The organism is Arthrobacter sp. SPT-J7, from assembly GCF_059089965.1.
Genome location: NZ_JBNHFF010000095.1, coordinates 1 through 11937, shown reverse-complemented (window position 1 = coordinate 11937; position 11937 = coordinate 1). Strand labels below are relative to the sequence as shown.

Here is an 11937-nt window from a genome sequence, read left to right as displayed (position 1 = left end):
ATCCACCCCCGCCGGGCCCCTGTCCGCCGCTGTTCAGGAAGAGCTCGACGCCGGGGCTGCCGCCGCCAGGCGCGCCTACGCCGGACTGGCGGAGTTCCTCCGGACCGGGCTGCTGCCCGCCGCCCCTGAAAAGGACGCCGTGGGGCGCGCCCGCTACGCGCTGGCCTCGCGTTCCTTCCTTGGCGCAACCGTAGACCTGGAAGAAACCTACGCCTGGGGCGTTGAGGAACTGGACCGCCTGATCGCCCAGCAGGAAGAGGTGGCCCGCACCATCAAAGCCGGCGCCTCCATCGCTGAAGCCAAGGAGATCCTCAACAACGATCCGGCGCGCCAGCTGAAGGGAAAGGAAGCGCTCCGGGAGTGGATGCAGGAACTCTCCGACAAAGCCGTAGCGGAGCTGGCCGGCGTCCATTTCGACATCCCGGACGTGATGAAGAAGCTCGAGTGCCTCATCGCCCCCACCGATGAGGGCGGCATCTACTACACCGGCCCGTCCGACGACTTCAGCCGCCCCGGCCGCATGTGGTGGTCCGTGCCCGCCGGCGAGGACACCTTTACCACCTGGGCCGAAACCACCACGGTGTTCCATGAAGGAGTTCCCGGCCATCACCTCCAGGTGGCCACTGCCACCTACCGCCGGGAACTGTTGAACAAATGGCGCCGGAACGTCTGCTGGACCTCCGGCCACGGCGAAGGCTGGGCACTCTATGCCGAGAAGCTGATGCAGGAACTGGGCTACCTGGACGATCCCGGTGACCACATGGGCATGCTGGACATGCAGCGGATGCGCGCCGCCCGCGTGGTATTTGATATCGGCGTCCACCTCGAACTTGGAGTCCCCGAACGCTGGGGCTCCGGCACCTGGACCGCGGACAAGGGCTATGAATTCCTGAAACAGAACCTCCCCATCAGCGAAGGGCAGCTCAACTTCGAGTTCAACCGCTACCTGGGCTGGCCAGGACAGGCACCCTCCTACAAGGTAGGCCAGCGCCTCTGGGAACAGATCCGCGCAGAACTCGAAACCCGCCCGGGCTTCGACCTGAAGGAGTTCCACACAAGGGCTTTGAACATTGGCTCCGTCGGACTGGACACCCTGCGGCGCGCACTGCTTTCCTGACTCCGGGCCTTTTGCCCCTGCACCAGCGAGACATTAACCACAGCAGGGCCGGGAATACTTAACAAAGCGCCTCGAAACCCTTGATTTCATGGGGAAGTTTGGCTTTTGACGAAACCTGGGACGCGTAACATTTCTCAATGTTCGTTCGCCGTGATATGGACGCAGACCATAACGTATTCGGGTGAGCACTCAAACCCGCGCCCCAGAATCCGCAGGAAAGACCGGCTTCCAGCTCCCCAAGTGGGCTGGTTCGTTCGGCTTCCAGATCATCGCCGCCCTCATCGTCGGGCTTGGCCTCGGCCTGCTGGCCAAGTACACCGGCAGCACCAAAGCCAGCCCCAACGGCCTCGGCGCAACACTGCAGACCATCGGGTCCAGCTACGTCTCCCTGCTGCAGACCGCCGTTGTACCCCTGATCTTCACCGCCGTCGTCAGCTCCATCTCCAACCTGCGCCAGGTGTCCAACGCCGCCAAACTCGCGTGGAACACCCTGCTGTGGTTCGCCATCACCTCCCTGATCGCCGTGCTGATCGGCATCGGACTGGGTGTCCTGCTGCAGCCCGGTGCCAACACCGGCATCACCGAGGAAGCCAAGTACGCCGGCAAGTCCGGTGACTGGTGGGCCTTCCTGGTAGGCCTCTTCCCCAAGAACTTCCTCGGACTGGGCGCCAGCTCCACCGTTGCGGAGTCCGGCGCCGTCACCACCTCCGTCAGCTTCAACGTGCTCCAGATCCTCGTGATCGCCATCGCCATCGGTGTTGCCGCGCTCAAGGTAGGCAAGGCCGCCGAGCCCTTCCTGAACCTGAACGCCTCTGCACTGGCCGTGATCCAGAAGGTGCTGTGGTGGATCATCCGCATCGCACCGCTGGGTACCGTGGGCCTCATCGGCAACGCCGTGGCGGTCTACGGCTGGGACACCATCGGCTCGCTGGGCAAGTTCACCTTCGCCATCTACGTGGGCCTAGCCCTGGTCATGTTCGCGGTCTACCCCATTCTGGTCCGCACCCACGGCCTGTCGGTCAAGCAGTACTTCTCCGGCGTGTGGCCTGCCGTCCAGCTGGCCTTCGTCTCCCGCTCCTCGGTGGGCACCCTGCCCCTGACCCAGCGTGTGACCGAGCGCAGCCTCGGTGTCCCCCGCGGCTACGCCTCCTTCGCCGTGCCGCTGGGCGCCACCACCAAGATGGACGGCTGCGCGGCAATCTACCCCGCCATCTCCGCCATCTTCGTCGCCCAGTTCTTCGGCATCCCGCTCGACTTCACCCAGTACCTGCTGATAGCACTGGTATCGGTCCTGGGCTCGGCCGCAACGGCCGGCACCACCGGCGCCGTCGTGATGCTCACGCTGACCCTGTCCACGCTGGGACTGCCGCTTGCCGGCGTCGGCCTGCTCCTCGCCATCGATCCCATCCTGGACATGGGCCGCACCGCGGTGAACGTCGCCGGCCAGGCGCTCGTCCCCACCATCGTGGCCAAGCGCCAGGGCATCCTGGACGAGAAGCTGTACAACGCACCCCGCAACGGCACGCCCTTTGTTGACGACGCTGCGGACACCGCCGCTGCCGCCCCGTCCGATGGGACCTCCACAGACACCACAACGCGTGAACTTGAGGACGCGAAGGCCTAACGGTCTCTGCTCACCCCTGCGGTAGAAAAAGTCCCCGGGAATTTTCCCGGGGGCTTTTTCATGCCTTCAACAGGTCAGCGGCCGCCGCCGATGACGCCGTTTTCCACCGCCTTGGCCACGGTGTCAGCTTCAGCCTGCGTCAGCTTTCCGTCCGCCACGGCCTGGTCCAGCCGCGTTTTGAGGGCAGCGGCCTTCTCTGCCTGCTTCTCAGCGCGGAGCTCCGCCAAGGCTTCGGTGACTTTGGACTCCTCAATGCCCAACACCCCGGCCAGAGATGTGGCCAAGGCCGCGTCACGAGTTGCGGCATCCGGCTTCGTGCCCTCCGTGGGCGAAGTTGGGGGCTTGTTCGCTTCACGGAAGGCCTGCAGCGCCTCCGTGACTTTGGCTTCCTCCACCCCGAGCTTTTCTGCAAGCACGGATGCCTGTGCGATGCCCCGCTCCCCACCGCGGCCGCCGTGCTTGCCCATGCCTCCGCCCGGCGCGGTGCTGGTGGTCCCGTCCACGGATGCGCTGGAGCTGGCACTGGGTGAGGGAGCCGGAGTTGTGGTGGCGGAGGCCACGCCGGCAACTCCGATTCCGCCAGTAAGGGCCAGCGCTGCGGCTGACAGGCCGAGGGTCATTTTCTTTGTGCGTGACATTTTCTTGTCTCCTGGATCCGCCGTCGGTGACGGCTGCTGATGGTACGCCTCTCCCGAGGCATCACCAGCATCCCGGCGCAGGTTCTGGAAGAGCTGTTCGGAACCTTTCACTTTCCTGTGAAGCTGGCGTCCATTCAGTTGCACAGGGTGCAAACTTGCACGTAGTGTAAGCGCGTGACCACTTCCATCAGCCCCGCCGCTCCCCCGCCCCCCGGCCCTTCCCGGCGCGAATTGAACAAGGCGGCCACACGGCAGGCAATCACCGAAGCTGCCCTGTCGCTGCTGCGAAACCGTGGCCCCGGAAACTTCACCGTGGAGGACATCGCCGATGCCGCAGGAATTTCGCGGCGCACCTTCTTTAATTACTTCAGCAGCACCGACGCCGCCCTCGCTTCCGTCACCCACGGTTTCCTGGACAATGCCATCCAGCAGTTTCGGCTCCGCCCGGCCGAGGAACCTATCCTGCAGTCGGCCCAGGCCGCCCTGATGGCGCTCGCAGATCCCATGACCGTTGCCCCGCTGGCCGAGCTGTTTACCCTCACCCAGCAGAGCACCCTGATGTCCCACTCCGAACTTGAAGCGTGGGACCACTGCCGGGAACAGATCACGGCGGTGGCCAGGGAACGCGCGGCCGGAACGCGTGGCGCCGGAGACGAGCTATACCTCCGTGCTTTGGCGGGCTCCGTGATTTCCTGCGGCAAAGCGGCCATGGAAGTCTGGTTTGCCCGCCGCGGCGCGGACCTCTCACCCGCGTCGCTCGCGGAACTCCGGCAACTGCTGATCGACGCCATGGCGCTCCTGGGGTCCGGTTTCACTGCAGTTCAACCTCCTCCCTCTTTACGTTCCGACTCCCGTTCCTCCTGATCAGATCGGTTTCCCTTCATGGCACTGCTTCTTTACCGCCTGGGCAAGTTCTCCTACCGCCGCCGCTGGCTGGTCATCTCGCTGTGGCTGGCCGCCCTGGTGGCCGTGGGTGGTTCGGCCGCTGCCTTCCACGGCACGCTGTCCAACAACTTCCAGATTCCGGGCACCGAAACCCAGCGCATTGCGGACAAGCTGAAGGAAGAGCTCCCCTCAGCATCCGGCGGCACCGCCACCATCGTTTTTGAAGCGCCCGACGGCGGGTTCACCGCCGAAAGCCGCGCCGCGATCACCGACGTGCTGAAGAAGCTTGAAGCCGTGCCGGACGTCCGCGGCACCGTTGATCCGTTTGCCACCCAGGCGCAGGTGGACCAGGCCGGACAGGCCGTTACCGCCGGCGAACAGCAGCTTGCCGCAGGCGAGGCACAACTGGGCGCCTCCCGCGCAGAGCTGGACGCCGGCAAGGCACAGCTCGCAGCGGCCGAACAGCAACTTGCTGCAGCTGGCGCCCCGGCTGCGCTTATCGAGGCGCAGCTCGGCCAGCAAAAGGCCGCACTGGCTGAAGGACAGGCAAGGCTCGAAGCCGGAGCCCGGGAACTGGAAGCCGGCCAGGCGAAGCTGGAACTGGGCAAGCGCCAGGCAGAAGCTTCCTCCGCCATCCGGTTCGTCTCCGAAGACGGCCGCGCCGCCGTCGCGCAGGTACAGTTCAACACCTCCATCAACGGCCTGAGCCCCGCGATCCGCCAGCAGGTCCAGGACATCGCCCATGAAACCTCCGCTGCCGGGGTCACCGCTTATGCCAGCAAGGAAATTACCGAGGACATCTCCGAACTCTTCGGCGCAGCAGAGATCATCGGCATTGCCATCGCAGCCCTGGTACTGATCATCATGCTGGGGACGCTGATCGCCGCCGGGCTGCCGCTGCTCATGGCAGTGGTCGGTGTCGGCGTGGGTGTCGGAATCACCTTCGCCCTCTCCGACCTCTTCGACATGAGCTCCATCTCCCCCATGCTGGCCCTCATGCTGGGCCTGGCCGTGGGCATCGACTACTCACTGTTCATCGTCAACCGGCACCGGACGCAACTCCTTGCCGGCATGGCGCAGGAGGAATCGGTGGCCCGTGCCACCGGCACGTCAGGAAACGCGGTGGTTTTCGCGGGCCTCACGGTGATCATCGCCCTGGCCGCGCTGGTAGTGCCGGGCCTGCCCTTCCTCAGCGTGATGGGCCTGGCCGCGGCCGGAACCGTGGCAGTAGCCGTGCTGGTGGCCATCACGCTCACTCCGGCCATGCTGTCCCTGATTGGGCGCCGCATCATCTCCCGGCGCGCATGGGCCGCAGCAGAAGACCACAACGCCGAACCCGGCCATGAAGCTGCCGATGAAGCCCAGGACCGCGAACGCAGCACCCGAGGCTGGGGCGGCCTCGTCACCCGGCAGCCCGTGCTGGCACTCCTGGGCGGAGTGCTCCTCCTGGGCACGCTGGCCCTGCCCGCCACCCAACTGCAGCTTGCACTGCCCGACGGCGGTTCCGAACCAGTGGACTCCGAGGCTTACCAGGCCTATGACCTCACGGCGCGGAGCTTCGGCGAAGGCGTTACCGGCCCCATCGTGGCCGTGGGCGAGTTCCCCCCGGATCTGGACGAGGCCCAGGTACAGGCGCTCCAGTACGACGTCGCGGACAAGCTCCGCGCGGTGGACAACGTGGTGGCCGCCGTTCCCGTCGCGCTCAGCGACGACCGCCGCACCGCGGTATTCCAGGTCATCCCCAAGGAAGGCCCGGCCAGCGCCAGCACCGTGCAGGTGGTCTCCGAACTCCGGAGCCTCAACGACGAAATCCAGTCCGAGTACAACGTGGTGATGGGCTTGACGGGCCAGACGGCCGGCAACGTGGATGTCTCCACGAAGCTCGGTGACGCCCTGCCGCCCTACCTGGCGATCGTCGTCGGTCTTTCCCTGGTCCTCCTGCTGCTGGTGTTCCGCTCCATCGTTGTCCCGCTGCTCGCAACGGGCGGCTTCCTGCTCTCCCTCGCCGCTGCGTTCGGGGCCGTGGTTGCCGTGTACCAGTGGGGTTGGCTGGGCGGCGTGTTCGACGTCGCCAACCCCGGCGCCGTGCTGAGCTTCCTGCCCATCATCCTCATCGGCGTGCTCTTCGGCCTGGCCATGGACTACCAGGTGTTCATCGCCTCGGGGATGCGCGAAGCGTACATGCACGGTTCCTCCGCCAAGCAGGCAGTCCGGGTGGGCTTCCGGCATGCAGCAGCCGTGGTGACGGCGGCGGCAATCATTATGGTCAGCGTCTTCGCCGGCTTCGTCTTCAGCCACCTCACCATGGTGCGGCCGCTTGGCTTCGCGATGGCGTTCGGTGTGCTGCTTGATGCCTTTGTGGTTCGGATGACCATCGTTCCTGCCGTGATGTACCTGCTGGGCGAGAAGTCCTGGTGGCTCCCCCGATGGCTGGACCGGATCCTGCCGGACGTCGATGTGGAAGGCGCCAAGCTCAGCCGGCCCGAGGCAGCCCCGGTGCCAGGCACGCTGGTCCACTAGGCTGAATCCGTGATCCGCCTGATTCTCGCTTCCCAGTCCCCCGCCCGTACCAAGCTCCTCGCCGAGGCCGGCATCCGCCATTCTGTTTTGGTGTCGGACGTCGATGAGGACGCGGTCCAGGCACGGTACGGCGTCACCGACCCCCACGACACCGCCCTGCTGCTGGCCCGGGCGAAAGCGGAGGCGGTGGCTGCGCTGCCGGAAGCGGAGGGGGCACTGGTACTCGGGTGTGACTCCGTCTTCGAGTTCGACGGCGAGGCGCACGGCAAACCGTACACCGCCGCAGTCGCCCGGGAACGCATGCTGCGGATGAGCGGCAACACCGGCGTGCTGCATACGGGTCATTGGCTGGTGGACTGCCGGGATACAGACCCCGACGACGGCGCGGCCCCCGGGACGGGCGCCACCCTTGGGACGGTAGCCTCCGCCGAGGTCTCCTTCCTTGACATGGATGCGGCGGAGATCGACGCCTACATCGCCACCGGCGAGCCCCTGCACTGCGCCGGGTCCTTCACCATCGACGGCCTGGGCGGGGCGTTCATCCGAAAGGTCGACGGCGACCCGCACACCGTCGTAGGCCTGTCCGTCTCCACGCTCCGCGCTTTGCTGGCCCAGGCGCAGGTGCGGATCACCGAGCTCTGGCAGGCGGCGTAAAGCTAGGTGATTTAGGGACGTCTTGTAGCTTCCCTACAAAGCGTGGCCTCTTTACACGCGGAATCCGCAAGTAATATCGGCGGAACCCTCAAAACCGCGCTAGGCTCCCTGAAGGAAAGAAGGAGACGCCTTGTCAGCAAATTTGGAGCAGTCCACACGTCCCACGCAGTCGACCCTCACAAAGGTGCTGATCGCCAACCGCGGTGAGATCGCGGTACGCATCATCCGCGCCGCCCGTGATGAAGGCATCGCCTCCGTTGCTGTCTACGCCGACGCAGACCGCGACGCGCTGCACGTCCGCCTTGCTGACGAAGCCTACGCGCTGGGCGGAAACACCGCCGCCGAGTCCTACCTGGTGATGGACAAGATCATCGACGCCGCACGCCAGTCCGGCGCCGACGCCATCCACCCCGGTTACGGGTTCCTGGCCGAAAACGCCCAGTTTGCTGCCCGCGTGATCGAGGCCGGCATCACATGGATCGGTCCCTCCCCCGAAGCCATCTCCGCCCTCGGCGACAAAGTCCAGGCCCGGCACATCGCGGAAAAGGTGGGCGCACCCCAGGTCCCGGGCACAGCGGACCCCGTCAAGTCCGCTGAAGAAATCCTTGACTTCGTGGACCAGTACGGGCTTCCCGTGGCCATCAAGGCCGCCTTCGGCGGCGGCGGGCGCGGCATCAAGGTCGCCCGCAGCCGTGATGAGATTCCCGAACTTTTTGAATCCGCTGTCCGCGAGGCCACCGCTGCCTTCGGCCGCGGCGAATGCTTCATCGAGCGCTTCCTGGATTCGCCCCGCCACGTGGAAACCCAGTGCCTGGCGGACGCCCACGGCAACGTTGTGGTGGTCTCCACGCGCGATTGCTCCCTGCAGCGCCGCAACCAGAAGCTCGTGGAGGAGGCCCCGGCCCCGTTCCTTACCGAGGAGCAGAACCGCCGCCTCTACGATTCCTCCAAAGCCATCCTGAAGGAGGCCGGCTACCTGGGCGCCGGAACCTGTGAGTTCCTCGTGGGCCAGGACGGCACCATCTCCTTCCTTGAGGTGAACACCCGGCTGCAGGTGGAGCACTGCGTATCCGAGGAAGTCACCGGCATCGACCTGGTGCGCGAGCAGTTCCGCCTGGCCCGCGGCGAGGAGCTCGGCTACGGCGATCCCGAAGTACGCGGCCACTCCATCGAATTCCGCATCACCGGTGAAGACCCCGGCCGGAACTTCCTGCCCGCCCCGGGCACGCTCCGGGTCCTGAAGAACCCGACCGGCCCCGGCATCCGCATTGACTCCGGTGTGGAGCAGGGCGATGTGATCAGCGGCAACTTCGATTCCATGCTGTCCAAGCTCATCGTGACGGGAGCCAGCCGACCGCAGGCCCTGCAGCGCGCCCGCCGTGCGCTGGAAGAGATGGTGGTAGAGGGCATCCCGACGGTGATCCCGTTCGACCTCGCCGTGGTCTCGGACCCCGCGTTCGCGCCGGCAGAGGGCCCCTTCCGCGTCCACACACGCTGGATCGAGACCGAGTTCGACAACAACCTCCCGGCCTGGACCCCCGACGGCAGCGCCGGCACCGATGTGGACGCCGGGGAGCGGCAGCGTGTGGTGGTTGAAGTGGGCGGCAAACGGCTTGAGGTAGTACTGCCTGCCTCGCTCGGTGCCGTGGGAACCGGCGCCGCCGGCACCGCGCCCAAGCCCGGCAAGTCGAAGAAGCGCTCCCGCTCGGGCGGTACGGCAGCAGCGACCGGCAATGCGTTGTCCTCGCCCATGCAGGGCACCATCGTCAAGGTAGCCGTGGCGGACGGCGATGTTGTAGCCGAGGGCGACCTGGTTGTGGTCCTTGAGGCGATGAAGATGGAGCAGCCGCTGACCGCACACCGCTCCGGTACCATCACCGGCCTCACCGCCGTACCCGGCGAAACGGTGTCGGCCGGCGCCGTCATCGCCACCATCGAAGACTAGCAAGCGCACGGAGGCCCCCATGCTCGCACCCAGTTTTGAAGAAGAAGTGGACCGCTACCATCTGGCCGTCCCCGAAATCACCCGCGGGAATCCCGGACCCGTCAAGGACCTGTACTCGCAGCTTGACGACGTGACGCTGGCCAACCCGTTCGGCGGCATCGCCCGCGGCTGGGCGCAGGTGGAAGCCCGCTTGGACCAGGCTGCCCGACAGTTCCAGGACGGCGAGATGCTCGGGTTCGACACCATCACCTCCTACACCGCGCGCGACACTGCCTTCCTGGTGGAAACGGAACATTTCCGCGCGCGGCTGGACGGTGCCGCAGTGCCCGAGGAGTTCGCGCTCCGCGTGACCAGCGTCTTCCGCCGCGAGGAGGGGTACTGGAAACTTGTGCACCGCCACGCTGATCCCGCTGCCCGGCCGCAGTCCCGCAGGTCCCTGAGCCAGCCCGCCAACAGCTGACAGGTACGGCAGGAAAAGGCACACTTAGCAGATGTTGCCTTTCCTGCTCCTGGCGTCCAGGGCCGAAGACGCCGCTGCCGAGGACGAGTACGCCGCCTATCTGCGCTACGGCGGACTGGAGCCCCCTGAGCTTCGGCGCATCAGGCTGGAGGCTGCTCCCCTTCCTGAGCTCGACCTTGCGGATTACTCGGGGGTGATCGTGGGTGGCAGCCCGTTCACGTCCAGCGACCCGCCGGAGCACAAGACGCCCACACAGCACCGTGTGGAACGTGAGTTGTCCGGACTCCTGGACCAGCTGGTGGAACGGGATTTCCCGTTCCTCGGTGCCTGCTACGGCGTTGGCACCCTCGGGACGCACCAGGGCGCCGTGATCGACAGGACGTTCGGCGAACCACTCGGCGCTGCGGAAATTGAGTTGACGGACGCGGGCCTGGAGGATCCGGTGCTCAGCGGAATGCCCAGGACATTCACCGCCTTCACCGGGCACAAGGAAGCCTGCACGGTCCTGCCGCCGCACGCCGTGTTGCTTGCCCGGTCCGCCGCCTGCCCGGTCCAGATGTTCCGCATCCGCAGAAACCTTTACGCCACCCAGTTCCACCCTGAACTGGACGTGGACGGGCTGGTGACGAGGATCGACATCTACCGCCATGCCGGCTACTTTCCGCCGGAGTCGGCAGAGCAACTGATGGCGCAGGCCCGGCAGTTCACCGTTACCGAGCCGATGAACATCCTGAAGAATTTTGTGGCCCGCTACGCCTCGGGCACATAGAACTGCCCGGCGGGTCAGTAGACCACGCCGGGCAGTTCTGATCACCTAAGCGGCCATATCAGGCCACGTTGTTCTCATAGTCCACGTCGCGGGTCTCCTTGCTGACGAACAGGGCGATAAGGGTCAGCACGGCCATGGAGGTCAGGTAGATCCCCACCAGCACCGGGCTGCCGTCGGCGAGTTCCCACAGCGCCACGGCAATGAACGGAGCCACTGCTGCGCCCAGGATGCTGGAGAAGTTGTAGCTCACAGCCGATCCTGTGTAGCGCACGTTCGTGGGAAACAGTTCCGGCAGCAGCGCACCCATCGGACCGAAGGTCAGACCCATCAGGGAGAAGCCGATGACCAGCAGGGCCATGGTGCCCACAAAGCCGCCGCTGAACAGCGGGACAAAGAGCAGGCCAAAGACGAAGATGCCGCCGGTGACCGCCAGCAGCATCTTGCGGCGGCCGTACTTTTCGGCCAGCGGGCCGGAAACCAGTGTGAAGATTCCGAAGAACACAACGCCGGCGATCAGCATCCACAGGAAGTCGTTGCGGGTGTAGCCCAGGCCGGGAACGAAGGCAGCCGCGGCAGCGTCCGTCATCGGCCTTCCGGCCTTCTCGGCAGCGGCCCGGGCAGCTTCGAGGCTGGAGGGACGGGTGCCATAAGTCAGGGTGAACGTGGTCATCAGGTAGAAGAGCACGTACGTGGCCAGCATGATGAACGTGCCGAGGATCAGTTGGCGCCAGCTGGTCTTGAACACCCGGCCCAGGGGCAGCTTGGCAACCTCGTTGGACTCGATCACCTTGGTGAAAGCAGGGGTTTCAATCAGTTTCAGGCGGACGTAGAGGCCGATGATGACCATAACGGCGCTGAGCAGGAACGGCACGCGCCAGCCCCAGGACTGGAAGTCAGCCGGGGACAGTGCGTAGCTGAAGACCAGGAAGATCACGTTGGCGATAATGAAGCCAATGGGGGCACCCAACTGCGGGAAAGTGCCGTAGATGGCACGCTTGTTGGCCGGAGCGTTCTCGGTGGCCAACAGCGCGGCACCGCTCCATTCGCCACCCAGGGCCAGGCCCTGGGCGAAACGCATCACGACGAGCAGTGCCGGAGCCCAGAATTCCCAGCCGGGTACCAGCGCGGTGGGCAGGCAGCCGATGAGGAACGTGGCGATACCCATGGTCAGCAGGGAAGCCACCAGGGTGCCCTTGCGGCCGAACTTGTCGCCGAAGTGGCCAAAGACGATGGAACCGAGCGGGCGGGCGACGAATGCGACGCCAAACACGGCAAAGGAGCTCAGGAGCTGGGTGGTTTCGTTCTGGTTGGGGAAGAACAGCTGC

10 protein-coding genes are annotated in these 11937 nt (G+C 65.7%); 8 read left to right on the top strand and 2 right to left on the bottom strand.

What is annotated here, in order from left to right:
- Positions 1-1117, top strand: a 1117-nt coding sequence (locus AC5RWX_RS24770; protein WP_494098937.1) for a DUF885 domain-containing protein, incomplete at its 5' end; no start/stop codon positions are given.
- A 181-nt stretch (positions 1118-1298) separates the two neighbouring features.
- The gene (locus tag AC5RWX_RS24765) at positions 1299-2741 is read left to right on the top strand and encodes a dicarboxylate/amino acid:cation symporter (RefSeq protein WP_494098936.1); all 1443 of its coding nucleotides are present in this window, start codon (positions 1299-1301) and stop codon (positions 2739-2741) included.
- Between the two features lie 74 nt (positions 2742-2815).
- Here AC5RWX_RS24765 and AC5RWX_RS24760 read toward each other — a convergent pair whose 3' ends face one another.
- The gene (locus AC5RWX_RS24760; protein ID WP_494098935.1) at positions 2816-3379 is read right to left on the bottom strand and encodes a hypothetical protein; all 564 of its coding nucleotides are present in this window, start codon (positions 3377-3379) and stop codon (positions 2816-2818) included.
- A 174-nt stretch (positions 3380-3553) separates the two neighbouring features.
- Between AC5RWX_RS24760 and AC5RWX_RS24755 the strand changes: the two genes are divergently transcribed.
- From AC5RWX_RS24755 to AC5RWX_RS24730, 6 genes are all read left to right on the top strand, one after another.
- Positions 3554-4243, top strand: a complete 690-nt coding sequence (locus AC5RWX_RS24755; RefSeq protein ID WP_494098934.1) for a TetR/AcrR family transcriptional regulator — start codon at positions 3554-3556, stop codon at positions 4241-4243.
- Between the two features lie 18 nt (positions 4244-4261).
- Positions 4262-6784 carry an MMPL family transporter gene (locus AC5RWX_RS24750; RefSeq protein WP_494098933.1) on the top strand — a complete coding sequence of 841 codons (2523 nt, stop codon included), beginning with the start codon at positions 4262-4264 and terminating at the stop codon, positions 6782-6784.
- Between the two features lie 9 nt (positions 6785-6793).
- Positions 6794-7438, top strand: coding sequence for a Maf family protein (locus AC5RWX_RS24745; RefSeq protein ID WP_494098932.1), 645 nt, complete (start codon positions 6794-6796; stop codon positions 7436-7438).
- A gap of 130 nt (positions 7439-7568) precedes the next feature.
- Positions 7569-9383: an acetyl/propionyl/methylcrotonyl-CoA carboxylase subunit alpha gene (locus AC5RWX_RS24740; RefSeq protein ID WP_494098931.1), complete on the top strand. Its 1815-nt coding sequence runs from the start codon at positions 7569-7571 to the stop codon at positions 9381-9383.
- 19 nt (positions 9384-9402) lie between these two features.
- Entirely contained in the window at positions 9403-9843 is a 441-nt protein-coding gene (locus AC5RWX_RS24735; protein WP_494098930.1) for a YybH family protein, read from the top strand.
- Between the two features lie 31 nt (positions 9844-9874).
- Positions 9875-10612 (top strand): glutamine amidotransferase, encoded by a 738-nt coding sequence (locus AC5RWX_RS24730; protein WP_494098929.1) that lies wholly within the window; start codon positions 9875-9877, stop codon positions 10610-10612.
- Between the two features lie 58 nt (positions 10613-10670).
- Here the strand turns inward: AC5RWX_RS24730 and AC5RWX_RS24725 are convergent.
- Positions 10671-11937, bottom strand: a 1267-nt coding sequence (locus AC5RWX_RS24725; protein WP_494098928.1) for an MFS transporter, incomplete at its 5' end; no start/stop codon positions are given.